Raw genomic sequence first — 24854 nt, 5'->3', positions numbered from 1 at the left:
GGCACTTGACACGCCGCGTTGGCGCCGTGTGCTATAAAGCGGTCGTTATTGGGTCGCAAAGGTCGCAAACGAGGGTCGCGCTAATAAATGCGCACTCAAGGCCATCAACCCGGATCTACCAACCTCACATCGAGTCATGTCCAAAGCACTGATCATCGCCGAAAAGCCTTCCGTCGCGAACGACATCGCGCGGGCTTTGGGCGGCTTTACCAAGCATGACGAATACTACGAAAGCGACGACTACGTCCTTTCCTCGGCAGTCGGCCACTTGCTGGAAATTGCCGCGCCCGAAGACTATGAAGTCAAGCGCGGCAAGTGGAGTTTCGCCAACCTGCCCGTCATTCCGCCGCATTTCGATCTGAATCCGATCGCCAAGAGCGAGTCGCGCCTGAAGGTGCTGACCAAGCTGCTCAAGCGTAAAGACGTCGATCGCCTTATTAACGCATGTGACGCGGGGCGCGAGGGCGAGCTGATTTTCCGCCTGATCGCGCAACACGCGAAAGCCAAGCAACCGGTACAGCGCCTGTGGCTTCAGTCGATGACAGCCGGCTCGATTCGCGACGGCTTTGCCCGTCTGCGCAGCGACGAAGAAATGCAGCCACTCGCCGATGCGGCGCGCTGCCGCTCGGAAGCGGACTGGCTGGTCGGCATCAACGGCACGCGCGCCATGACCGCGTTCAACAGCAAGGGCGGCGGCTTCTTCCTGACCACGGTCGGGCGAGTGCAGACGCCGACGCTGTCGATCGTCGTCGAACGCGAAGAAAAGATTCGCCGCTTCGTGCCGCGCGATTACTGGGAAGTGAAGGCGGAGTTCGTCTGCGCGGCCGGTTTCTACGAAGGCCGCTGGTTCGATCCGCAATTCAAGCGCGACGAGTTCGATCCTGAAAAACGCGATTCGCGCCTGTGGGCACTGCCCGCGGCCGAAACGATCGTCGCCGCCTGCCGCGGCCAGATCGGCAAGGTAACCGAAGAATCGAAGCCGTCCACGCAACTGTCGCCGGCGCTGTTCGACCTGACCAGTTTGCAGCGTGAAGCCAACGGCCGTTTCGGCTTCTCGGCGAAGAACACGTTGGGCCTCGCTCAGGCGCTGTACGAAAAGCACAAGGTGCTGACCTATCCCCGGACCGACGCGCGCGCGTTGCCGGAAGACTATATGGATACGGTCAAGGAAACGCTGGGCATGCTCAAGGAGAGCAACAACTATCTCCCGTATGCCAAGCAGGTGCTCGACAAGGGCTGGGTGAAACCGAACAAGCGCATCTTCGATAACTCGAAGATCAGCGACCACTTCGCAATCATCCCGACGGCGCAGGCGCCGAAGAATCTGTCCGAACCGGAACAGAAGCTCTACGACCTGGTCGTGAAGCGCTTCCTGTCGGTGTTCTTCCCGGCCGCTGAGTACCGGGTGACGACGCGGATCACGGAAGTGGTCGGTCATCACTTCAAGACTGAAGGCAAGGTGCTGGTCGAACCGGGCTGGTTGCAGGTCTACGGCCGCGAAATCAGCGGGGAAGACGCGAACCTCGTGCCGGTGCAGAAGGACGAGAAGGTCAAGACGGACAAGATCGCCGCCCAGCAACTGGTGACGAAACCGCCCGCACGCTACAACGAAGCGACCTTGCTGTCGGCCATGGAAGGCGCGGGCAAACTGGTCGAAGACGACGAGTTGCGCGAAGCCATGGCGGCCAAGGGGCTCGGCACGCCAGCCACGCGCGCTGCCATCATCGAAGGGCTGCTTGGCGAAAAGTATCTGATCCGCGAAGGCCGCGATCTGATTCCGACCGCCAAGGCATTCCAGCTGATGACACTGCTGCGCGGCCTCGGCGTGAAGGAACTGACCGCGCCGGAATTGACCGGCGAGTGGGAATACAAGCTCTCGCAAATGGAGCGTGGCAACCTGCCGCGCGACGCGTTCATGCAGGAAATCGCCCGCATGACGCAAACCATCGTCAAGCGCGCGAAGGAATACGATTCCGACACGATCCCGGGCGATTACGCGACGTTGCAAACGCCGTGTCCGAATTGCGGCGGTCAGGTGAAGGAAAACTACCGGCGCTTTGCGTGCTCGAAGTGCGAGTTTTCGATCTCGAAGATTCCGGGCGGCCGTCAGTTCGAAATCCCGGAAGTTGAAGAGCTGCTGCAGAACAAGACCATCGGACCGCTGTCGGGTTTCCGCAGCAAGATGGGCCGTCCGTTCTCGGCGATCCTCAAGCTCTCGCTCGATGACGAGATCAAGAACTACAAGCTCGAATTCGACTTCGGCCAGGACTCCGGCGGCGAAGACGGCGAACCGCCTGACTTCTCCGATCAGGAGGCAGTCGGCTCATGCCCGAAGTGCAAGGGTCGCGTGTTCGAACATGGCATGAGCTATGTCTGCGAGAACTCGGTTGCCAATCCGAAGACTTGCGACTTCCGCTCGGGCAAGGTGATTCTGCAGCAGGAAATCGCGCGTGAGCAGATGTCGAAGTTGCTCGAGGAAGGACGCACCGACCTGCTGACGAACTTCAAGTCGTCGCGCACCGGCCGCAACTTTAAGGCGTTCCTCGTCAAGCAGAACGACGGCAAGATCGGCTTCGAATTCGAGAAGAAAGAGCCTTCGGCCAAGACCGCAGCGAAAACCGCGGCGGCGAAGACGGCAGCGAAGGCTGCGCCGGAGTCTGATGACGAAGACGCACCGGTCGCAGTAAAGGCGGCGCCCGCGAAGAAGGCCGCGGCGAAGAAAGCACCGGCCGCGAAGACTGCGGCAGCGAAAACCGCCGCAGCCAAGAAGGCGCCGGCCAAGAAAGCGGTAGCGCGCAAGACGGGATCGTAATTCGGGCGGAAGCCGGAGGAGGGTATTCAGCTTCCGGCCAACTCCGAACTTGCCGATAAAAAAGGCGCAGTCACTTACGTGACTGCGCCTTTTTATTTGTCGGCCCGACTGCGCTTATCTCAAGCGCTACCGGCACCTTCGCCCGAATCGTTACAGCGGCGACAGAGCGGTAGGCCGCGGACGATTCGTCGTCTTCGTCAAAGTCTTCGGCAGCGGCGATAACTCGCTATCCAGCAGCCGTGACAGCGGCTCAGCGCCATCGAATGCTTCCGGCGGCATGGGATCCGCTGAATCGAGCGCGGCGGACGTGGCGGGCCTGCCAAGCCCGTCCTTGATCCACTGCTCACCGAGCAGACTGTTCGGCGTCTGGCTGAAATGCTCGACCAGATGATCGATGAACGTACGCACCTTGGCCGGCAAGTGACGGCGGCTCGGATACGCGATATTGATCTCGACCTGCGGCAAACGGAAATCGCCGAGCAAACGCACGAGCCTGCCGCGCGTCATGTCGCGGCCAATCAGGTAGCTCGGCAGAATCGCGATACCCATGCCGAGCAGCGCGAACTGCCGCAGCATCTCCGTGTTGTTCGCCACGATAACGTTGACCGGCCGCACGCGCACTTCGCCTTCCGAACCCGTGAACACGCGCTCGTCACCCCAATACTCGGACGGCAAGCTCAGGCACGGGTGCTCGAGCAGATGCTCGGGACGCGTGGGCGTGCCGTGCTTTTCCAGATACGCAGGCGTCGCGCACACTGTCATGCAACCGGTGGTCAAACGCCGCGTGACAATGCTCGCGCTGCGCATCTGCCGTGTGACCACCACGCCAACGTCGAAACCTTCTTCGACCAGATCAACCTGACGGTCGACCAGCGTGACATCGGGAATGACTTTCGGATAGCGCTCTGCGTAGGTTTGCAGCACAGGCGCAAGGTTATGCAACCCGAACACGACCGGCGCAACTATTCGCAACGTGCCGACGGGTTCGTGATTGCGTGCGACCACCATCTGCTCGACGTCTTCCAGTTCGTCGAGAATCTGGCGCGCGCGCTCTAGATAAACCTGACCGGATTCGGTCAGAGACAAGCTGCGGGTTGTGCGATTGAGCAGCCGCGTACCAAGACGGCCTTCGAGATCGGCAACGTGACGGGTGGCAACTGCGTTGGAAATATCCATCGCGCTCGCAGCGCGGGCAAAACTGCCGAGATCCGCCACTTTGACGAAAACTCGCATCGACTGCAAATGATCCATAAGACAACTCCTGCCGTGTTACAGCTTCCTGACAATTAGTGAAAACCAGTGAAGCGAACTTGGAATTCTCCTACGACTCGCGAAATCGTGCAGAAGTTGCCCGCGAAAGACGAAATATTGTCGAAATTTGTGCGACTGTGTTCCCCAGTGCGGGGCACGACCTTCGATTGTTCCGACAAGAGCAACAATCTGCTGCAGCGCAGCTTGCACTGCCTTTTTTGTTCGAACAGATGCAACGGTCGTCCGGCATTATGAAATGCGAAAAAGTCGTAATGCGGGGCCGGATCGGAAAAGAAAAACCGCCCGAAGGCGGCTTCCGTGCGAAGTGACCACTCACCTAATCAGGCAGCGAGCTTTCCTTCGAGCGCGAGCTTGGTCTCTGTCAAAGCCGGCGGCAGACCTTGCTGCAATGTGTCAAATAGCTCGGTATGGAGCGCGAGTTCGGCGCGCCAGGCTGCGTCGTCGACCGAGATCACCTGCTGGAATTGTTCGCGGCTGAAATCCAGGCCGCTCCAGTCGAGGTCTTCATAGTGCGGCGACACGCCGAACGCGTGTTCTTCACCTTGCGCCTTGCCTTCGATACGCCCGACCATCCAGCTCAACACGCGCATGTTCTCGCCGAAGCCCGGCCAGACGAACTTGCCGTCCGCGCCCTTGCGGAACCAGTTGACGCAGAAAATCTTCGGCAGCTTCGCGTTCAGTCTCTCGAGACGCTCGCCGGTGTTCAGCCAGTGCCCGAAGTAGTCGCTCATGTTGTAGCCGCAGAACGGCAGCATCGCGAACGGGTCGCGGCGCACCACGCCCTGCTGCCCCGCCGCCGCTGCGGTCGTTTCCGAGCCCATGGTGGCCGCCATGTAGACGCCTTCAACCCAGTTGCGCGCTTCGGTGACGAGCGGCACGGTGGTCGAACGGCGGCCGCCGAAAATGAACGCGTCGATCGCGACGCCCGCCGGGTTCTCCCAGTCGGCATCGATCGACGGACATTGCGAAGCCGGCGCTGTGAAGCGCGCGTTCGGGTGCGCGGCCTTGCGCCCGCTCTCCTTCGCGCTCGCCGGCGTCCAGTCCTTGCCCTGCCAGTCGATCAGGTGCGCGGGCGGCTCGTCGGTCATGCCTTCCCACCAGACGTCGCCGTCGTCGGTCAGCGCGACGTTCGTGAAGATGACGTTTTCCTTCAGCGTGGCCATCGCGTTGAAGTTGGTCTTTTCGCTTGTGCCCGGCGCGACGCCGAAATACCCCGCCTCCGGGTTGATCGCGTAGAGACGGCCGTCCTTACCCGGCTTGATCCATGCAATATCGTCGCCGATCGTGGAAATTTCCCAGCCGTTCAGACCTTCCGGCGGAATCAGCATCGCGAAGTTGGTCTTGCCGCACGCCGACGGAAACGCCGCCGCGACGTGATGCTTCTGTCCTTGCGGCGACGTCACGCCGAGAATCAGCATGTGCTCTGCGAGCCAGCCTTCAGCACGGCCCATCGTCGACGCGATACGCAGCGCGAAGCACTTCTTGCCGAGCAACGCGTTGCCGCCATAGCCCGAGCCGTAACTCCAGATTTCGCGCGATTCAGGGAAATGGACGATGTATTTGGTGTCGTTGCACGGCCACGGCACGTCTTTCTCGCCCGCCGCGAGCGGTGCGCCGACCGAGTGCACGCACGGCACGAACTCGCCGTCTTCGCCCAGCACCTCGTACACCTTGCGCCCCATACGCGTCATGATGCGCATGTTGGTGACCACGTACGGGCTGTCGCTCAACTCGACGCCGATGTGCGCGATCGGCGAACCGAGCGGCCCCATCGAGAACGGCACCACGTACATGGTGCGGCCGCGCATGGCGCCGTCGAAGAGGCCGTTGAGCGTTGCGCGCATCTCAGCCGGTTCGATCCAGTTATTAGTTGGCCCGGCATCTTCACGACGCTGCGAGCAGATGTAAGTGCGATCTTCGACACGCGCCACGTCCGACGGATCGGACCATGCGAGATAGGAATTGGGACGTTTGGCGGGATTGAGCTTCTTGAGGGTGCCGGCTTCGACCATCTGGGCACACAGGCGGTCGTACTCTTCCTGTGAACCGTCGCACCAGACGATTCGATCGGGCTGGGTCACGGCGGCAACGCGCTGGACCCATTCGATCAGTTTTCGGTGCTTGACCCACTCGGGTGCCCCTGCGGACGCCTCGATAGTGGGCTGTCCTTCGAATGAGGGATGATTCATCGACCTGTCTCCGTTTTGAAAGCAATAGAAAAACGGTACAAGCCCAGTGACGCTGCATGCGAGAGGCGTTCAATTCATCGCGACGACATTCCTGCAAGCCGACGCGTAATTTGTGCAGGTCATCATGGGCTACACAGCCCGTTGCGCGGAGGTTCCAGCCGACGGTCGTCTGCAACCGTCTGTAAAGCGACTTGCCTCAACACGCAACAAACTGTTAAAAACGATGTCAATCGGCCTTGCCGTGGCGCTGCCGTTCTACGCGGCAGCTTCTACAGTAAGGCATTCAGCCAGACCGGCATGTGACCTGGGTCACATGGTGGGACAGTCAGCATAACACTCGGTTCCGCACCGCTATGGTGCACCGCAAGACACATACCATGAAGATTGCCATCCTCGACGATTACCAGGACGCCGTCCGCAAGCTCGACTGCTTTCAACTGCTGGCCGACCATGAGGTCAAGGTTTTCAACAACACCGTCCGCGGTCTCGGCCAGTTGGCGAGCCGTCTTTCCGAAGTCGACGCACTCGTCCTGATTCGCGAACGTACCCGCATCAACTCGCAACTACTCGATAAATTGCCGCGTTTGCGCATGATCAGCCAAACCGGCAAAGTCTCCAGCCATATCGATCTGGCAGCCTGTACCGAGCGCGGCATTGCCGTGCTGGAAGGCAGCGGCTCACCGATCGCACCGGCCGAACTGACTTGGGCCCTCATCATGGCCGCTCAACGACGGATTCCGCAATACGTAGCAAACCTTAAGCAAGGAGCCTGGCAGCAGTCCGGTTTGAAGACATCTGCGCTGCCGCCGAACTTCGGTTTGGGCCAGGTGCTGCGCGGTCAAACGCTGGGGATTTGGGGTTACGGCAAGATCGGCCGCCTGCTTGCCGGGTACGGCAAGGCATTCGGCATGAACGTGCTGATCTGGGGCCGCGAGCATTCGCGTGAAGCGGCTCGCTTGGACGGCTTTGGCGTGGCCGAGAGCCGCGAGGCCTTGTTCGAGCAGAGCGACGTGCTGTCGTTGCACCTGCGACTGCATGACGACACGCGCGGCATCGTCAAGCAGGAAGACCTGATGCGGATGAAGCCGACCGCGTTGCTCGTGAACACGAGCCGGGCCGAATTGCTCGACGACAATGCGCTCGTCAATGCGTTGTCGCACAACCGTCCGGGGATGGTCGCGATCGACGTCTACGAAAGCGAGCCGATTCTGCAGGGCTACAGCCTGCTGCGCATGGAGAACGTGATCTGCACGCCGCACATCGGCTACGTGGAACGCGAGAGCTACGAACTGTATTTCACCGCTGCATTCCAGAACATTCTGGCTTTCGACGCCGGCGATACGTCCAGCGTGGCGAATCCGGAAGCGTTGCAGGGCGGGCGTCGGCGTTAATTTTCGGCGTTAGTCCCGCGCCACTACCCGCCTCAGCGCGCTTCGTGCGCACCGGCTTCCAGCAGATCGGGCATGCGTTCCAGAAAGGTCTCGCCGTCGGCGCGGCCGAGGTTGTACGCGTGCACCATCTGCGAGGGGCTCGTGTAGTCCCAACTCGAAATGGGCACCTTGCGCGACGGCTGCACGTAGAGCCGTTGCTGCACGCCGTGCGGCACGACGAACATCTGCGGCCGCGGATAAAGGCGCGTGACCATCACCAGCACATTGCCGGGCGCATCGGCGTCGAGCGCGCCGACCGGCACGTTGTCGACCATCCCGCCGTCCAGCACCGGCCGGCCATTGCGCCGTAGAACCGGCGTGAACGGCGGCGTACTCGACGATTGCAGGATCAGATCGGCGAGGTCCTCGACGCTCGCGCAATCCTGCGCTCGCACGAATTCCGGATGAAAGCCGAGCGTCTGACCCAAGGTCGGATGCAGCGTTTTGCGTACGTATTTCTCGATGTTGTACGCGATCAGGCCTGCGGCAACGGCACTGCGCGCGCCAAGCCAGCGCGGCAGGTGCGACACGCCGATGCGGATTTCGGGCGCGTCGGCGAGCGTGGAAAATTTGTCGCGATAGATATCGAGCAGCGCCTGCCGGTAGATCCGGTAGTGCGGAAACACCGATTCGCCACGCAGCAGATTGCCCCAGTAGGCATTGCGGGTGTTGTGGCGCAGCGCGTCTTCGTAATAGCGCATGACCCAGTCGGAATCGCGCGTGTAGAGCATGCACGCAGTGGCGGCGCCGGCCGAAATGCCGGCGATGACGCGCGGCCGGATATCCAGCTCCGGCTGCACCACGTCCCAGAATCCCGCCTGCCACCAGCAGCGATTGCCGCCGCCGGCGAATACGACCTGATCGAACATCTTGGCTTTTTCCTCTAATACAGCTTGCTGGCCCGTTTCAGGTGTCAGTCGAGCAGCGCGTAGGTGGTGGTGGCGTGGACGGCCATGTTGCCGGCTTCGTCGAATAACTCGACTTCGCCGAACACGAGATTACGGCCCATGCGCAGCACGCGCGCGGTGACCAGCACGTCGCCGTTGCGGACCGCGCGCATGAAACTGATGTTGAGCGAGACGGTGCTCATCGGCTTGAAACCGCCGAGCGCGGCCGAAATCGCGACGATCATTGCCGTGTCGGCGGCCGCCATGAATACCTGGCCGCAGATCACGCCGCCGGAGTGGCGCAGTCCGCCGGAAAACGGCAGGCGCAAGGTCGCACTTTCTTCGTCGACCTTGACCGGAGTCAGCGTAAGCGCGCGGACCCAGGGCGCGAGGATGCGGTCGAGCAGCTCGTTAATCTCTTTATCATCCATGGCGGTCCCCGGTCGAAAGCCGCGCGACGCTTCGCGCGGCAGGTATCCGCGACATGATACCGGCACGGAGAACCGCGCGCCTTCCCGCTGCCTCAAGGCTGGCAGCTCGAGTGCCGGGTCGCCGCCCTTCCAGATTTTTTAAGAAATCTGCTAAAGGGGCTTGGCAATCTCGGAAAGTTTCGGCATAATTTCGCTTCTGTTGGGGGCGTTAGCTCAGTTGGTAGAGCAGCGGACTCTTAATCCGTAGGTCGAGTGTTCGAGTCACTCACGCCCCACCAAAGCATTCAACAAAAAGCCCGGTCCTTGCGACTGGGCTTTTTGCTTTTCAGCGCCGGTGCGGTGCGAAAATACCGGCTCCGCATTCCCCCGACATGCCATCGGGAACCCACGATCCAAAACGCCGGAATCGCACTATGTCCAAGTCAAAATTACGCCCCGGGGATCTGGGTGCCCCGCTCTCCGAAAAAGAGTTCGAAGAACTCGATGACTTTCTGACTTCCGACCAGACGTCGGACGAGACCCTAACAATCATGGGCCTGGACGGCTATCTGACCGCCTTGGCCATCGGCCCCACTACCGTACCGCCAAGTTACTGGCTGCCACGAGTCTGGGGCCCGAACGAGGATGACGCTCCCAAATTCGAGACAACGGATCAGGCGCAGCATATTCTCGGACTGATCTTGCGGGACATGAACGGCATCATCACCAGCCTCGAAGACGACCCGGACGATTTCGAACCAGTGCTTGCCTTTAGGCGGATAGGCGACCGCGAATACCTCGACGGCGAAGCGTGGGCTTTGGGCTTCATGGAAGGCCTCATGCTGGTTCGGGCAGATTGGCAAGCGCTGTTCGATAACGAGCAGGGCCGGGAATGGCTGAATCCGCTGTATCTGATGGGCTCGGACGAGATTCTGCCGGAAGAGCAGCAGTTGATCGCCACGGCAGAACAGCGGGAAGTCCTCACCAAACAGATTCCCGCCAGCATCGCCGCGATCTATCGTTTCTGGCTGCCCCACCGTCAGGCAGTCCATGAGCGAAAGCTCGCCGCCGCGATGCAGCGCACTGAACCCAAAGTCGGACGCAACGACCCCTGTCCTTGCGGCAGCGGCAAGAAATTCAAGAAATGCTGCGGCGCTGCGGCGGAGCTTCACTGAAAGTCATTTCCTTCAATACACCCCACCCCACTGCCCGATACCGTTGAGCGTCGCAAATCCTGCGCACTCACGTATCGAGGCATCAGATGACCGTCTTACTCTCCATGGCCGCCTTCGCCTTGGCCTCGTCGATTTCACCCGGGCCGGTCAATGTCGTCGCGCTGAGCGCCGGCGCACAACATGGATTCGCCGCGAGCATGCGGCATGTGACCGGTGCGACCGTCGGGTTCACGCTGCTGTTGTTGCTCATCGGTCTAGGGCTGCACGAATTGCTCGCGCATTTCCCCAATCTGATCGACATAGTCAAATGGGCCGGCGTCGGGTTCCTGCTTTACATGGCCTACAAACTCGCCGTCGATGACGGCAAGCTCGGCGCGGACAAACCCAGCCGCGGACCCTCCTTCGCCTACGGCGCGGCAATGCAATGGCTCAATCCGAAAGCGTGGCTCGCGTCGCTAGCCGGCATGGGTGCCTACGCGGCCGATGGCGACGGCCGACTCGTCTGGCAATTCACCGTCGTGTACTTCGTGGTTTGCTATCTGTCGATTGCCAGCTGGGCGTATGCCGGCACGTTCCTGCGTCGATACTTGCAGGAGCCGAAGCGCGTGAGGTTTTTCAATCGTGTGATGGCGGCTTTGCTCGCGGCTAGCGCGTTGTATCTGCTGATAGCGTGACGCGAAACACGCGTCCGCAATTCAACTGCGATACTGCCCCGGCGTTGCCGCGACCAGCCGCTTGAACGTCCGCTGCAAATGCGCCTGATCGGCGAAGCCGGCATCGAGGGCAACATCCGCGATCGGGTGGCCGCGCCGGAGTTGCGCGCGGCTGAACTGGATGCGTCGGTTGATCAGATACGCGTGCGGCGTCATGCCGTAACGCTGTTTGAACGCGCGGATCAGGTGCGAAGCGGATAGCTCAGCTGCCTCGCAGACATCTTCGAGCTTCAACGGACGGGTGCAATTTTCGGCGATGAATTCCGCGGCTCGCGCGAGTTGGCTGCTCGCATCGTGATCCGGCAAGGGCGCTGGATTCAACTTCTGTTGTACTTCCGAGAAGAAAGTAAGCGCAGCGCTTTCCTTGCGCATGAGTTCGCTGTCATCGTCGACGAGGATCGTGTAGAGACGGTTCAAACCGTCGAACAACGCCGGGTCCGTCGTCATGGTCTGCGAGAAAGCGCGAAACGCGCGGTTGTCGCTGAAACCCAGGTCGTGTTGCAGACCCGTGAGCCAATCAACGTCCACATGCAGCATCCGATACGACCAGCGCTCGTCGGCAACCGGGTTGCACGCGTGCACGTCGTCCGGATTCATCATCACGACCGCACCGGCGCCGATCCATTCACTCGCGTGACGATTCAAGTACACGCTACGGCCGCCGGTGACGGCGCCGATCGAGAACGTCTCGTGCGAGTGCTTGGCATAGCAGACCTCGCGGCCGTCTTCGATGGAACGCGCCTCGATGAACGGCAACGCGTCGTCGCGCCAGAATTTCGGCGCCGCCGCCATCACCGCTGCATCACTCCGGTCATTCGTCCCGCTCATCTCGTGCTCCTCGGTCAGGCGCTTTATTCCGTCGCAACTTCGTCGCCGCGGCACAGTCGGCGCGAACCACATCGTAACGGTCCAAACCGCCACGGACCAGCGTTGAAAGCATCGCCCCCGCAGGAAATCCCAGAATTCCATGCTTGCCAATCTCAAAACACATAGTTATATTATGACTAGATAAACAAAGACTAGCCTGCAGCCACTTTAACCATGGTCCGCCACTCTCCGCTCGCCCTCGCCGTTCTCGCCATGCTGACTGAAGCGCCGATGCATCCGTATCGGATGCAGCAGCTCATCAAGGCACGCGGCAAGGACGAGGTCATTAACGTCGGCCAGCGCAACAGCCTGTACCAGACCATCGATCGCCTGGTGCGCGGCGATCTGATCGCCATCCGCGAGACGGAGCGCGACGGCGCGTTCCCCGAACGCACGGTCTACGAAATCACCGAAGCCGGCCGCGACACCGGGCGTCTTTGGCTGCGCGAACAGCTTGCGCAGCGCACCCGCGATTTCCCGGCGTTTCCGGCCGCGCTCTCGCTCTTGCCTCTGCTCTCGCCCGAAGACGTGTGCCGTCAGCTCGATACCCGCATCGGCGCGCTTGAGCGGGAATTGGCCCGGCTCGATGAAGCCACCGCACAAGCCACCCAGATGGAAGTGCCGCGGCTGTTCCTGCTCGAAGTTGAACTCGTGCGCGCGCAACTCGTTGTCGAGCTGGAATGGGTTCGCAGCGTGGTGACCGATCTGAAAGCTGGCACGCTCACCTGGAGCCAGGAATGGATAGAAGAAATCGCTCAACGTTTCACGCTGCCGGCCGGTGAATACAAGTACCGGCTTGTCCAACCTGCCGCAAAGAAGGAGGCGAAGTCATGAGTCGTGAACCCATGGAGGTGATCGTGATCGGGGCCGGCACGGGCGGCCTCTGTCTGGCGCACGGCTTGAAGCGCGCCGGCATCAACGTGAATGTCTATGAACGCGACCGCACGCGCGCGGACGGTTTGCAGGGCTATCGCGTCGGCATCAATCCGCACGGGCTCGCGTCGCTGGAAGCGTGTCTTCCACCCGAACTCTACGCGACCTTTCTCGCGACCTGCGCGCGTACACCCGGCCGCTTCAACATCCTGACCGAGCGCATGACCGAATTGCTCACGGTGCCGCTTGAAGACGAATCGATGAGCGGCGGCAAATCGGTCAGCCGGATGACGCTCAGGCAAGTCCTGCTGACAGGTCTCGAAGCGCAAGTGCACTTCGACAAGACATTCACGTCGTACGAGCAGAACGACGACGGCAGCGTCACCGCGCATTTCGCGGATGGCACGCACGTGAGCGCCGATCTGCTCGTCGGTGCGGACGGCGCGCGTTCGAAGGTGCGCCGCCAACTCCTGCCGCACGCGAAGCTTGAAAACACCGGCATCGTCAGCATCGGCGCGAAGGTGCCGATGGACGAAACATCACGCGCGCTGCTGCCGCCCAAGGTGCTCGACGGCATGACGTTAATCAATGCACCGAAGGGCTATGGCGGGATCATCCATGTGATGGAATTTCCGTGGCGCGCGGACGGCGGCGGAATGAAGGAGGGCATCGGCAGCAGCGACGCCGAGTTGCTCTCGGGCTGGCCCGGATTGCTCTACGACAACACGCGCGACTATCTGATGTGGGGTGTCTGGGGCGCACTGCACAACTTGCCGGCCGATCCCAAATCGCTCGGACCGGCCGCGTTACTCGCACTCGCGACGCAGATCACCGATGGCTGGCATCCCAATCTGCGCGCCCTGATTCGCGCATCGGATCCTTCCACCACTTTCAGCGTCGATGTGCGCACGTCGGTGCCTGTCGATGCATGGCCGACCACCAACGTCACGGTTCTGGGTGACGCCGTGCATTTGATGACGCCGGGCCGCGGCGTCGGTGCGAACACCGCGCTGCGTGATGCCGCACTACTCGCCGCGCGTCTCGCCGACGCCCAACAGGGCAAGCTGTCGGGCTACGACGCCGTCGCGGGTTACGAGGAGGAGATGCGTCGCTACGGTTTTCATGCGGTCGCGGAATCGCGCAAGCAGTTCGACGCGCGCGGCGCGTTGCATCGGCCGGTGGTCGGAAGAATGGCGTTGAGCGCCATGCGCACGAGCTTGCGCGTAGTCAACAACGTGCCGATGCTCAAGCGCCGCATGATCGACGCCGAGAACGAATTTCGCGGCGTCGATCGCAATGCGGCACCCGCCGCGCACGATCAGCAATACGGTCAATAAGTTACTTCGGCGTGATGTCGATATTGCCGAGATACTTCGCCGCCAGCGTCTTCACCGTGCCGTCGGCCTGGACCTTCGCAATCGCCGCGTTCAGTTGATCACGCAACGCGGTGTCGCCCTTGCGGATCCCGTAGGCGATGCCGCTGCCAAGAATCTTGTCATCGCGCACCGGCTGCCCGACGAACGCGTAGTCCTTGCCGGTAGGCTTCGACAGAAATCCCGTCTGACCGGCCGGCGCGAGAACGAGCGTCGCATCGAGTCGGCCCGCCAGCAGATCCGTATAGACCTGGTTCTGATCCTGATACGGCACGACGGTGACACCCGCCGGTTCCCAATGCGCCTTCGCGAAGGTTTCCTGAATCGACGCCTGCAACACGCCGACGCGTTTGCCCTTCAACGATTCCGACGTCGGCAGCAAACCGCTGTCGCGCTTCGCGATCAGTTGCGTCGGCACGCGATACACAACGGTTGTGAAATCGATCGCCTGACGGCGCTGCTCGGTGGCGTTCATCGCTGAGTTGATCGCGTCGAACTTGCGGCCTTGCAGCGCGGGAATCAAGCCGTCGAACGAGGTTTCGACCCATTTGCACGTCATGTGCGCAGCGACGCACACGGCATTGCCGACGTCGATGTCGAGACCTTGCAACTCACCGTTCGGCCCTTTCGATTCGAACGGCGGATACTGCGCCTCGAGTCCGAAACGCAGCGTCGAGGTGTCGGCGGCGATCGCGGCTGACGATGCAGCGATCGACGCGAATGCGCAGGCCAGCGCCAATAGAGGCTTGAGCAATTTCATAACGGGTCCCTTTTCCTTCGATATTGTTGTAACGCAGTATGCTGCGCGCTGATGCGTAACGACGTGACCGCGCGACGATCATACTGCTGTCAAATTAGATTTCGCACAGACGTCGCGCGCCTTCGATCAAGGTCGCGTCGTCTTTCGAGAAGCTCAGGCGGATCAAACCTGAATCCGTGCCGTCGGTATAAAACGCCGACAGCGGAATCGTCGCGACACGCGCATCGCGAATCAGGCGCAGCACGAAGTCGCTATCGCTTTCCTCGGAGAAACCGCGGAAACGCGCGAGCATGAAGAAGCTGCCTTCGCTCGGCAGCAATTCGAAGCGCGACTCGCGCAACGCATGGGCGAGCAGATCGCGCTTCTTCTGATAGAACGCGGACAGGCCGAGGTAGCTCTCGCGATTGGCCAGCGCATCGACAAACGCGTACTGCATCGGCGTATCAGCAGAAAACACCATGAACTGATGGACTTTGCGGATCTCGTCCATGAGCGCAGCGGGCGCGAGGCAATAGCCCACGCGCCAACCAGTCACGTGATACGACTTGCCGAATGACGACACGATCACGCTACGTTCAGCGAGTTCAGAATCGCAGGCCATGCTTTGATGTTTGGCGCCGTCGAACACCACGTGTTCGTAGACCTCGTCGGCGAGAATCACGATGTCGGTGTTGCGCGTCACGGCCTTCAGACGCGCGATGTCGGCCTCGCTGAACACGGTCGCGGTCGGGTTGTGCGGCGTGTTAATGATGATCATGCGCGTCTTCGGCGTGATCGCGGCGGTGACCTCGTCCCAGTCCACGCGGAAATCGGTAAGCGACAGTTTGATCGCGATCGGCGTTGCGCCTTGCAGGCGAACGATCGGGCCGTAGCTATCGAATGACGGCTCGAAGTAAATCACTTCATCGCCCGGATGCACCAATGCGCTGATCGTCGAATACAGGCCTTCGCTGGCGCTGGCGATCACCGTGACTTCGCTCGACGGGTCGTAGCGCACGCCGTACAGCGTCTCGACCTTGTCGGCGAGCGCTTCGCGCAGGGCGCCGATGCCGGCCATCGGCGCGTACTGGTTATGACCGGCGCGCATGGCTTGCGCGACACCGTCGATCAGCTTCGCGTCGGGCGCGAAATTCGGCGCACCTTGCGACAGGTTCAGCGCATCGTGTTGCGCGGCCAGTTGGCCGATCACGGTAAAAATCGTCGTGCCTACATCAGGCAGTTTCGAGCGAGCTTGCATGGCGCTCTGCATAAGGCTTTCTCCCTTTCTCCATCCGGCAGCGGATTCGCGGACTGCCCACAGCACGGCGGTCCCATCCGGTTCGATGATTAGGCATCAGCCAAAGAACCGTCACAATCGAAACTTTGTCATGCGCGGCATGCGTTTACGTCATGGCTCGCGCAATGCCGTGCTGTAGCAGGCTATGGCAATGAAATCGGGGGTTTGGCGGGAGAAATGCAGGCGTACGGGGAGCGCCGGAAACAGCAGAGGTATGACGTAATGTGATGCGGGGCGGTGTTGCAGACCAACCCGGCTGCGACCGGGCGGTCGCAGCCGTCAAAAGCAAACTAATCGACAATCAGGCGTCGTCCATCATCCGGACTTTGACCTTCTTGCCCTTCACCTTGCCCCCGCTGAGCTTGCGCAGTGCCTCGCGCGCGACGCTGCGCTCCACGGCCACGTAGGTGGACATTTCAGTCACGTTGATCTTGCCGATCTGCGAACCGGCGAAACCTGCTTCGCCAGTGAGCGCGCCGAGTACGTCGCCCGGACGGATCTTTTCCTTGCGGCCGCCGAGAATCTGCAGCGTTTCCATCGGCGGCAGCAGACGCTCGTTGCTCGCCGGCTTGAGATCGGCCAGCTTGTGCCATTCAACCTCACGCTTTTGCGCCTGTTCGAGACTGCCCACGCGGCCCATCTCGTTCATGCTGGCGAGACTCAGCGCCCAGCCTTCCTGATCGGCGCGACCCGTGCGGCCGATGCGGTGCACGTGCACTTCCGGGTCCGGCGTCACGTCGACGTTGATCACCGCTTCCAACTCTGCGATGTCGAGACCGCGCGAGGCAACGTCCGTCGCAACCAGCACCGAGCAACTCCGGTTTGCGAACTGGATCAGCACCTGATCGCGTTCACGCTGATCGAGTTCGCCATGCAACGCGAGCGCATGAAAGCCCTGCGCGCGCAGCACGTCGAGCAGATCGCGGCACTGCTGCTTGGTATTGCAGAACGCCAGCGTGCTCACCGGACGATAGTGGTTCAGCAACAAACCGACGGCATGCAGACGCTGGTCCTCGGTCACTTCATAGAAGCGCTGGCGAATCTTCGTGTTGTCGTGCCGCTCGGCGAGCTTCACTTCCTTCGGATTACGCAGGAATTGCTGACTGAGTTTGACGATGCCTTCGGGGTACGTCGCGGAAAACAGCAGCGTTTGCCGCTCTTTCGGGCATTGCTTCACAACGGTCGCGATGTCGTCGAAGAAACCCATGTCGAGCATGCGGTCGGCTTCGTCGAGCACCAGCGTGTTGAGCGACTGCAACGGCAGGCTGCCGCGCTCGAGGTGATCCATGATCCGGCCCGGCGTGCCGACCACGATGTGTGCACCGTGTTCGAGGCTGGCCGTTTGCGGACGCATCGGCGTACCGCCGCACAGCGTCAGCACCTTGATGTTTTCTTCGGCGCGCGCAAGACGGCGAATTTCCTGCGTGACCTGGTCGGCGAGTTCGCGCGTCGGGCACAGCACCATCGCCTGCACGGCGAAGTTGCGCACATCGAGGCGGTTGAGCAACGCCAGCGAAAACGCCGCGGTCTTGCCGCTGCCGGTTTTCGCCTGGGCGATCAGATCGTTACCCGCCAGCGCGATCGGCAGGCTCGCGGCCTGAATCGGCGTCATCTCGACATAGCCGAGTTGCGTCAGGTTGGCGAGCGTGGCGGGCGGTAGCGGTAGCTGGCTAAACGGCGCGCCGGCTTGAGTGGGAGTGTTCATAGGGTGAGGGCTCGCTATCGACGGAAGAGGCTGAAGAGACTGAAGGCCAGGGACTACTCGGCCATGGGGCCGGTGGCGGGACGGCCTTCGATCTGCTCGTACAGCACCGAGCCATCTTCCCCGTCGAAACGTTCGACGTAATTGCGCGCGCCGCACATCGGGCAACGGAACAGGAGCCCCTGCCCTTCATTCTTGATGACGACGTCCGACATTTCCCACTGCTCGCCGCAGGGCTGGTTTCTACAGGTAAACACGTTGATTCTCCAACTGGATTCGATTGTTTATTGGGTGAGCCGGATAAGTGGCCCAGCCGGGAATGCTGTCACTGCCGTGGTCGGCGGCGCCGGCCGCATGGGCAGAGCGCTTTAACCCAGATGCGTATGCCGCGCGCGCGTGGCGCCCACGTCCATTTCGGTGAGGCCCTGGACGATGCCGCAGTCTTCAACGGCCTGCTCGCCGTGGCATTGCTCGCGCAGCGTGGTCAGTTGCGCTTTCAGTTGCTTCAATTCGTCGATACGCGTGTCGACGTGCGCAATGTGCTCGTCGATCAGGGTATTGATGCCGCCGCAGCCGTCTGCCGGTGCGTCTGTTAGACGCAGCAACGCACGGATTTCGTCGTGGGTCATGTCGAGCGCGCGGCAGTTGCGGATGAAGCGCAGCCGTTCGACGTGTCGGGCCGAATAACTGCGGTAATTGGCTTCGGTGCGCTCCGCTTCGGGCAACAGGCCCTCTTTTTCGTAGAAACGGATGGTTTCGGTCGTGCAGTGGGCGATTTTCGCCAGTTCGCCAATTTTCATGGTCCCTCCGGAATGCGGCCTTGACCTTGTAGTGGCTTCAAGGTGTTTACTAGACCACAAATCGAACCAGGAAGCCACCCATGCCTCACGCCAACCTCGCCGAAGCGGATCGCCCGGAACGGGCCAAAGCCAGTGCCCACGGGCATGACGGGCATGTCCGCGACCATTCCGATGAGAAAGCGGATGGCCACGGTCATCCCGAATCCTGCGGTCACGGACATGAGGCGGGTGCTCGTGAAGACGCTCACGAGCACGGCGAAAGCTGCGGTCACGGCCGCGAAGCACATGACCCCGACCAGGCGCATGACCACGATGCACAGGCTCACGAGCACGGTGAAAGCTGCAGCCATGGCGGCGCAGCGAACGAGCTCAATCACGACCACGCACACGCCCGCAGCCACGCCGAGGCGTCCTGCTGCGGAACCGCGCACGCTGCGGCCCCGCCGGTCAAGCTCCCGCAATCGGAAGCCGTCGGCAGCGACCTGCGCACCTCGATCCGCATCATGCAGATGGACTGCCCGACCGAAGAAGCGCTGATCCGCAAGAAATTCAGCCGCATGCCGTCCGTGCGCAGCATGGACTTCAACCTGATGCAGCGCGTATTGACCGTCGTGCACGCGCCGGACGCCCTGGAAACGATCCTCGCCGCGATCCGTTCGCTCGACTTCACGCCTGAACTGGCAGACGCGAACCCGGACACGGCAGCAGCCGCCCCTCGCGCGCCGTCCAAGCCGTGGTGGCCACTGGCGCTCGCAGGCATCGCTGCGGTGGGCTCAGAGGCTGCGGGCTGGCTTGGCGCTCCCGTCTGGCTGGCAGCGGGTCTGGCGCTCCTCGCGATCGCCTCCTGCGGCCTCACGACCTACAAGAAGGGCTGGGTCGCGATCCGCAACGGCAACCTCAACATCAACGCGCTGATGAGCATTGCCGTAACCGGTGCGCTGATCCTGCAGCAGTGGCCGGAAGCCGCGATGGTGATGGTGCTCTTTACGATTGCCGAACTGATCGAAGCGAAGTCGCTCGACCGCGCCCGCAATGCTATCCAGGGCCTGATGCAGCTCACGCCCGAACAGGCGAGCGTGCAGCAGGCGGACGGCAGCTGGCGTCTCATGGACCTTAAGGCGATCGCGCTCGGCGCGGTGGTGCGTGTGAAGCCCGGCGAACGGATTGCGCTCGATGGCGAAATCGTCGCGGGCCGCTCGAGCGTCGATCAGGCGCCGATCACCGGTGAAAGCCTGCCCGTCGACAAGACCGTGGGCGACGCGGTCTTCGCCGGCACGATCAATCAGACCGGCTCGTTCGACTACCGCGTCACGGCCGCGGCCAGCAACACCACGCTCGCGCGCATCATCCACGCGGTCGAGGAAGCGCAAGGCACCAAAGCGCCGACGCAGCGTTTCGTCGATCAGTTCGCGCGTGTCTACACGCCGATCGTGTTCGTTGCCGCACTCGCCGTGGCGGTGCTGCCGCCCTTGCTGTTCGGCGGACAGTGGCACGAATGGGTCTACAAGGCGCTGGTGATGCTGGTGATCGCCTGCCCGTGCGCACTGGTGATCTCGACGCCGGTGACGATCGTCAGCGGCCTCGCGGCTGCCGCGCGCAAAGGCATCCTGATCAAAGGCGGCGCCTATCTCGAACAGGGCCGCAAGCTGAGCCGGCTCGCGCTCGACAAAACCGGCACGATCACGCACGGCAAGCCGGTGCAAACCGAGTTCGAGATACTGGCCGACGTCGACGTCGCTCGTTGCAGGACGCTCGCGGCGAGTCTTGCGGGCCGCTCGGATCATCCGGTGTCGATGGCGATCGCGGCAGCGGCGAAAAGCGACAGCATCGCTAGCACCAGCGCCGCGGTCGAGGCGTTCGAGGCACTGGCGGGTCGCGGCGTGCGCGGCGACATCGACGGCTTGCCGTATTGGCTCGGCAATCATCGGCTGGTCGAAGAGCTCGGGCGCTGCTCGGCGTCGCTCGAAGCGCGGCTGGATACGCTCGAGGGACAAGGCAAAACCGTCGTGATGCTGGTGGATGCCGAACGTGTGCTCGCGCTGTTCGCCGTCGCGGATACGGTGAAGGACACGAGCCGCACCGCTATCGCCGAGTTGCAGCGCCTCGGCGTGCGCGCCGCCATGCTCACCGGCGACAACCCGCACACGGCCGCCGCGATCGCGCAGCAGGTCGGTATCGACGAAGCACGCGGCAATCAGTTGCCTGAAGACAAGCTGAACGCGGTGGCGCAGTGGTCACAGGAAGGCGCGACGGTGGGCATGGTCGGCGACGGCATCAACGACGCCCCGGCACTGGCACGCGCCGACATCGGCTTCGCGATGGGCGCGATGGGCACCGACACCGCAATCGAAACCGCCGACGTCGCCTTGATGGACGACGATCTGCGCAAGATTCCGCAGTTCATCCGTTTGTCGAAGGCAACGCATTCGGTGCTGGTGCAGAACATCACACTGGCGCTCGGCATCAAGAGCGTCTTCCTCGTGCTGACGATGATGGGTCTGGGCACGATGTGGATGGCCGTATTCGCCGATGTGGGCGCGAGCCTGCTGGTGGTGGCGAATGGCTTGCGGCTGTTGCGCAGTTAAGTGTGCGGCAGCAGGCCCGTTTCAATTGCCGGAAAAGGGAGGTTGACATGGGATTCTGGGAAAAGATGTTGAGCGGGCATCGCGGCGGCGGTCACCACGGCGGTGGGTATCGGAGTAGCGGACATGGCGACTGGGGACGCGGAGACGGCAACGGCTCGCGGGACGATGGTAATGGCGGCAGGCCGCCGCCCGCATCGACGTTGACGACCGGCGTAACCTGTTCGGGTTGTCGGGCCGTCAACACGACAAGCGCCCGCTTTTGTCAGCAATGCGGCGCGTCACTGGCGTCGGCCGCATGCAAAGAGTGCCAAGCCTTGCTGCCGGCCGGCGCACGTTTCTGCCAGCAATGCGGCGCGGCGGCGCAGCGCTAATGAGAGAACGAACGGCGACCCGTTGCCTGGTGAGCGCCAAAGGCGGCCTTTAAGGTATCGGAAGGCCGCATGCCGAACAGCTTCCGGTAGTCGGTCGCAAACTGGCTCAGATGCCAGAAGCCCCACGCCGCTGCGATATCCTGAACTGAACGCGAATCACGTGACGCGTTGCACAGATCTCGTCGCGCACCGTTCAGGCGGATCGTGCGTAAATACGTGGCGGGCGCCATACCCAACACATCCTGAAAGCAGTATTGCAAAGTGCGGCGGCTCACATGCAGTCGCTCGCACAACTCCGGCACGTTGATCGCGCGCTCGCGATTGGCCAGAACATACTCACGCGCTTCCGACACGATCGACTGACGCCGCCCACGCGTGGGCATTTCAATCTGCCCATTGGCCGGTAACGCACCGACGTCGAACAACGAGGCCAGCACCGACGCCTGCAAATTGTTGCGTGCAAACGAGGACAGCGGCGCGCCGTTCGCCGCACCGTCATCGAGAAGCTGGCGCAGCGACGCGCACAAGCGCTCCTTGCGAGCCGTGCCGATCGACACGACTTCCGTGTTCGGCAGATGCTCGGCCAGACCGACCCGCTCCACTTCCGCCGCGTAGCGGCGCAGCACTTCCCCCTTCACCACCACACCGAAAATCTCGTAGCCCGCCGAAGTCAGCAATTCAAATTCGATCCCGCCCGGACGAAACGCGAGCGCATCGCTCGAGATCACCTGCGTATCGATACGACCGGAACCCTCGGGGCAAGTCGGAATGCCGAACCAGTAGGCGTCTTCCTGCACCTCGCAGGTCTGCCGCAGCGTGTGGCTGGTGGTTTCGACAAACACCTGCATGTGGTCGAGGCACAACTCCGTCAAACCGCCGACGAAGCGGCCCGCAGTCAACTGGTCGTAGGTCTGGCTCCAGCCATGGAGGTTGCGCGCCTGCTCGTCGGCGTCGTAGGCGACACAGGTCTGCACGCAAAAGCTCGGCTGTTGTGCGTGCGTCGATGGTGTCAGGCTGTCGGTTCGGAATTCAATCGTCATACCGGATCTACGAAATCGAAGTATTAAGGAGATCTGGAAGGCAATTCCCATGCCGAACGGATTCGCTCCTTACATTGCTTTGACCGCGGCCGCACATGTTCACGCCCTGTTCAATTCATGAACAGGGCTGCGCACACTGATCAGAAACGGGACGTTCATCGTTTGACAAGATGAACAGGTCTGCGCGCCATGCCTGCGGGCGTGCTTGCTGCGCGTGCACAACTCACCAGCGCGGTGCATTGGCACAGTTCTGGCTCTAGTCTGTCGCGGCCAGCGAAATATCGCGCCGGATATAGCCCATTCAAACATGTGAGGAGCACACAGATGAATCACGCAGAGATGCAGTTTCTGACTACCGAATTTCCGTACAAAAAGCAGTATGGGAATTTTATCGGCGGCGAATGGGTGAAGCCCGTAGGCGGTGAGTACTTCGACAACGTGTCGCCGATCACCGGTGAGCCGTTCACGTCGATCCCGCGCTCACGCGAAGCCGATATCGAACTCGCCCTCGACGCTGCGCATCGTGCGAAGGCAGCATGGGGCAAGACGTCGACCACCGAACGCGCGAACATCCTGAACCGTATCGCCGATCGGATGGAAGCGAATCTGCAGCGCATCGCCGTAGCTGAAACGATCGACAACGGCAAGCCACTACGCGAAACCATGGCGGCGGATATCCCGCTAGCCATCGACCACTTCCGCTATTTCGCCGGCGCCGTGCGTGCGCAGGAAGGCTCGCTCTCCCAGATCGACGACGACACCGTCGCGTATCACTTCCATGAGCCGCTCGGCGTGGTCGGCCAGATCATTCCGTGGAATTTCCCGATCCTGATGGCCGTGTGGAAGCTCGCACCTGCATTGGCTGCCGGCAATTGCGTCGTACTGAAGCCGGCCGAACAAACGCCTGCGTCGATCCTCGTGCTGCTCGAGCTGATCCACGATCTGCTGCCGCCGGGTGTGCTGAACGTGGTGAACGGGTTCGGCCTCGAAGCCGGCAAACCGCTCGCATCGAGCAAGCGCATCGCGAAGATCGCGTTCACGGGTGAGACGACGACCGGCCGTCTGATCATGCAGTACGCGAGCCAGAACATCATTCCGGTGACGCTCGAACTCGGCGGCAAGAGCCCGAACATTTTCTTCGCCGACGTGATGAATGCGGACGACAGCTATTTCGACAAGGCACTCGAAGGCTTCACGATGTTCGCGCTGAATCAGGGCGAAGTGTGCACGTGTCCGTCGCGTGTGCTGATCGATGAAAAGATTTACGACCGCTTCATGGAGCGCGCGTTGAAGCGTGTGGCAGCGATCACGCAAGGCCATCCGCTCGACACGAAGACGATGATCGGCGCACAAGCCTCGCAGGAACAACTGGAAAAAATCCTGTCGTACGTCGATCTCGGCAAGCAGGAAGGTGCGGAATGTCTCATCGGCGGTGAGCGCAATTCGCTCGACGGCGAACTGAGCAAAGGCTACTACGTGAAGCCGACGGTATTCCGCGGCCACAACAAGATGCGCATCTTCCAGGAAGAAATCTTCGGACCGGTCGTTTCTGTGACGACGTTCAAGAACGAAGATGAAGCGCTCGAGATCGCCAACGATACGCTCTACGGTCTGGGCGCCGGTGTATGGACACGCGACGGGACGCGCGCCTATCGCTTCGGCCGGCAAATCCAGGCGGGCCGCGTGTGGACCAACTGCTATCACGCGTATCCGGCGCATGCTGCATTCGGTGGCTACAAGCAATCGGGCATCGGCCGCGAAAATCACAAGATGATGCTCGATCACTATCAGCAGACCAAGAACCTGCTCGTCAGCTATAGCGATAAGCCGCTCGGTTTCTTCTGAGCGTAACAACCCTGTACGAGCGGGCCGCATTGCGCGGCTCGCTCTTTTTCAACGAGGGCATGTGATGGCTGATGAGAAGGAAGTAGCCCGCGTGATCGCCACGCCTGCTGCGGTCGATTTGATCGATAAGCTATGCGCGGAACACGGGGCCGTGCTGTTTCACCAATCCGGTGGATGCTGCGACGGCAGCGCGCCGATGATGTTCCCTCTGAGCGAGTTCATGGTCGGCTCGTCCGATGTGAAACTCGGCACGATTGCCGGCGTGCCGTTCTATATGAGCGAATCGCAGTTCGAATATTGGCAGCACACGCAGTTGATCATCGATGTGGTGCCGGGAAATGGCGGGATGTTTTCTTTGGAGCGGCCAAGCGGATTGCGTTTCTTGACACGCTCACGGCTCTTCGAGGATGAAGAGAACGCTTGGTTGGAGACCCATCCGGTCGAGCGGGCGGATGCTTAGCGTTTCTGTGTCGT

The 24854-nt window shown here is 61.6% G+C and carries 22 protein-coding genes and 1 tRNA gene; 12 read left to right on the top strand and 11 right to left on the bottom strand.

The window, feature by feature from the left end; translation table 11 throughout:
* Positions 1-136: 136 nt before the first annotated feature.
* The gene (locus tag KHO30_RS30590; protein ID WP_211703194.1) at positions 137-2812 is read left to right on the top strand and encodes a DNA topoisomerase III; all 2676 of its coding nucleotides are present in this window, start codon (positions 137-139) and stop codon (positions 2810-2812) included.
* 150 nt (positions 2813-2962) lie between these two features.
* Here KHO30_RS30590 and KHO30_RS30585 read toward each other — a convergent pair whose 3' ends face one another.
* Positions 2963-4063: a LysR family transcriptional regulator gene (locus KHO30_RS30585; protein ID WP_211703193.1), complete on the bottom strand. Its 1101-nt coding sequence runs from the start codon at positions 4061-4063 to the stop codon at positions 2963-2965.
* A 38-nt stretch (positions 4064-4101) separates the two neighbouring features.
* Between KHO30_RS30585 and KHO30_RS30580 the strand changes: the two genes are divergently transcribed.
* Positions 4102-4392, top strand: coding sequence for a hypothetical protein (locus KHO30_RS30580; RefSeq protein ID WP_211703192.1), 291 nt, complete (start codon positions 4102-4104; stop codon positions 4390-4392).
* A gap of 12 nt (positions 4393-4404) precedes the next feature.
* Here the strand turns inward: KHO30_RS30580 and KHO30_RS30575 are convergent, their stop codons facing one another.
* On the bottom strand, positions 4405-6273 hold the full coding sequence (locus KHO30_RS30575; protein WP_211703191.1) for a phosphoenolpyruvate carboxykinase (GTP): 1869 nt from the start codon (positions 6271-6273) through the stop codon (positions 4405-4407).
* Positions 6274-6650: 377 nt separating this feature from the next.
* Here KHO30_RS30575 and KHO30_RS30570 point away from each other — a divergent pair, with 377 nt between their 5' ends.
* Positions 6651-7664, top strand: a complete 1014-nt coding sequence (locus KHO30_RS30570) for a D-2-hydroxyacid dehydrogenase family protein (RefSeq protein WP_211703190.1) — start codon at positions 6651-6653, stop codon at positions 7662-7664.
* 32 nt (positions 7665-7696) lie between these two features.
* Here the strand turns inward: KHO30_RS30570 and KHO30_RS30565 are convergent, their stop codons facing one another.
* Positions 7697-8572, bottom strand: a complete 876-nt coding sequence (locus KHO30_RS30565) for a patatin-like phospholipase family protein (protein ID WP_093634618.1) — start codon at positions 8570-8572, stop codon at positions 7697-7699.
* 44 nt (positions 8573-8616) lie between these two features.
* The gene (locus KHO30_RS30560) at positions 8617-9021 is read right to left on the bottom strand and encodes a PaaI family thioesterase (protein ID WP_211703189.1); all 405 of its coding nucleotides are present in this window, start codon (positions 9019-9021) and stop codon (positions 8617-8619) included.
* 202 nt (positions 9022-9223) lie between these two features.
* Here KHO30_RS30560 and KHO30_RS30555 point away from each other — a divergent pair.
* The 3 genes from KHO30_RS30555 to KHO30_RS30545 all read left to right on the top strand — a co-directional run bounded on the left by KHO30_RS30555 (position 9224) and on the right by KHO30_RS30545 (position 10849).
* Positions 9224-9299: transfer RNA gene (locus KHO30_RS30555), tRNA-Lys, on the top strand.
* Positions 9300-9434: 135 nt separating this feature from the next.
* Positions 9435-10175, top strand: coding sequence for a UPF0149 family protein (locus KHO30_RS30550; protein WP_244864168.1), 741 nt, complete (start codon positions 9435-9437; stop codon positions 10173-10175).
* Positions 10176-10261: 86 nt separating this feature from the next.
* Positions 10262-10849: a LysE family translocator gene (locus KHO30_RS30545; protein WP_211703188.1), complete on the top strand. Its 588-nt coding sequence runs from the start codon at positions 10262-10264 to the stop codon at positions 10847-10849.
* 21 nt (positions 10850-10870) lie between these two features.
* Here KHO30_RS30545 and KHO30_RS30540 read toward each other — a convergent pair whose 3' ends face one another.
* On the bottom strand, positions 10871-11716 hold the full coding sequence (locus tag KHO30_RS30540) for a helix-turn-helix transcriptional regulator (RefSeq protein WP_211703187.1): 846 nt from the start codon (positions 11714-11716) through the stop codon (positions 10871-10873).
* A 213-nt stretch (positions 11717-11929) separates the two neighbouring features.
* Here KHO30_RS30540 and KHO30_RS30535 point away from each other — a divergent pair, with 213 nt between their 5' ends.
* Together KHO30_RS30535 and KHO30_RS30530 are read left to right on the top strand one after the other, a co-directional pair.
* Positions 11930-12589, top strand: coding sequence for a PadR family transcriptional regulator (locus tag KHO30_RS30535; protein WP_093634614.1), 660 nt, complete (start codon positions 11930-11932; stop codon positions 12587-12589).
* On the top strand, positions 12586-13965 hold the full coding sequence (locus tag KHO30_RS30530; RefSeq protein WP_211703186.1) for an FAD-dependent oxidoreductase: 1380 nt from the start codon (positions 12586-12588) through the stop codon (positions 13963-13965). The genes KHO30_RS30535 and KHO30_RS30530 overlap by 4 nt, the downstream gene beginning before the upstream one ends.
* Before the next feature lies 1 nt (position 13966).
* On the opposite strand, the gene KHO30_RS30525 is transcribed toward KHO30_RS30530, so the two are convergent.
* The 5 genes from KHO30_RS30525 to cadR form a co-directional block, all read right to left on the bottom strand.
* Positions 13967-14761, bottom strand: a complete 795-nt coding sequence (locus KHO30_RS30525; RefSeq protein ID WP_211703185.1) for an ABC transporter substrate-binding protein — start codon at positions 14759-14761, stop codon at positions 13967-13969.
* Positions 14762-14855: 94 nt separating this feature from the next.
* A complete protein-coding gene (locus tag KHO30_RS30520; protein ID WP_211703184.1) occupies positions 14856-16010 on the bottom strand; it encodes a pyridoxal phosphate-dependent aminotransferase in 1155 nt (384 codons plus the stop codon).
* A 328-nt stretch (positions 16011-16338) separates the two neighbouring features.
* Positions 16339-17742, bottom strand: a complete 1404-nt coding sequence (gene dbpA / locus KHO30_RS30515) for an ATP-dependent RNA helicase DbpA (RefSeq protein WP_093634610.1) — start codon at positions 17740-17742, stop codon at positions 16339-16341.
* A gap of 53 nt (positions 17743-17795) precedes the next feature.
* Positions 17796-17996 carry a hypothetical protein gene (locus tag KHO30_RS30510; RefSeq protein WP_028197690.1) on the bottom strand — a complete coding sequence of 67 codons (201 nt, stop codon included), beginning with the start codon at positions 17994-17996 and terminating at the stop codon, positions 17796-17798.
* 111 nt (positions 17997-18107) lie between these two features.
* A complete protein-coding gene (gene cadR / locus KHO30_RS30505) occupies positions 18108-18539 on the bottom strand; it encodes a Cd(II)/Pb(II)-responsive transcriptional regulator (RefSeq protein WP_093634609.1) in 432 nt (143 codons plus the stop codon).
* A gap of 80 nt (positions 18540-18619) precedes the next feature.
* Here cadR and KHO30_RS30500 point away from each other — a divergent pair, with 80 nt between their 5' ends.
* Together KHO30_RS30500 and KHO30_RS30495 are read left to right on the top strand one after the other, a co-directional pair.
* Positions 18620-21124, top strand: a complete 2505-nt coding sequence (locus KHO30_RS30500) for a heavy metal translocating P-type ATPase (RefSeq protein ID WP_425312922.1) — start codon at positions 18620-18622, stop codon at positions 21122-21124.
* Positions 21125-21171: 47 nt separating this feature from the next.
* Entirely contained in the window at positions 21172-21495 is a 324-nt protein-coding gene (locus KHO30_RS30495) for a double zinc ribbon domain-containing protein (RefSeq protein WP_093634608.1), read from the top strand.
* On the opposite strand, the gene KHO30_RS30490 is transcribed toward KHO30_RS30495, so the two are convergent.
* Complete coding sequence (locus KHO30_RS30490; protein WP_211703183.1) at positions 21492-22535, bottom strand: helix-turn-helix domain-containing protein; 1044 nt, start codon at positions 22533-22535, stop codon at positions 21492-21494. The two genes, KHO30_RS30495 and KHO30_RS30490, sit on opposite strands and share 4 nt — an antisense overlap.
* Positions 22536-22859: 324 nt before the next feature.
* On the opposite strand from KHO30_RS30490, the gene adh reads away from it, so the two are divergent.
* Together adh and KHO30_RS30480 are read left to right on the top strand one after the other, a co-directional pair.
* Entirely contained in the window at positions 22860-24380 is a 1521-nt protein-coding gene (gene adh / locus KHO30_RS30485; protein ID WP_211703182.1) for an aldehyde dehydrogenase, read from the top strand.
* 64 nt (positions 24381-24444) lie between these two features.
* The gene (locus KHO30_RS30480) at positions 24445-24840 is read left to right on the top strand and encodes a DUF779 domain-containing protein (protein WP_211703181.1); all 396 of its coding nucleotides are present in this window, start codon (positions 24445-24447) and stop codon (positions 24838-24840) included.
* Positions 24841-24854 lie beyond the last annotated feature (14 nt).

The organism is Paraburkholderia aspalathi (assembly GCF_905220735.1).
Classification (GTDB): Bacteria; Pseudomonadota; Gammaproteobacteria; order Burkholderiales; family Burkholderiaceae; genus Paraburkholderia; species Paraburkholderia aspalathi.
Note: the sequence above shows the minus strand (reverse complement) of the source record. Positions and strands in the feature narration are given on the sequence as shown.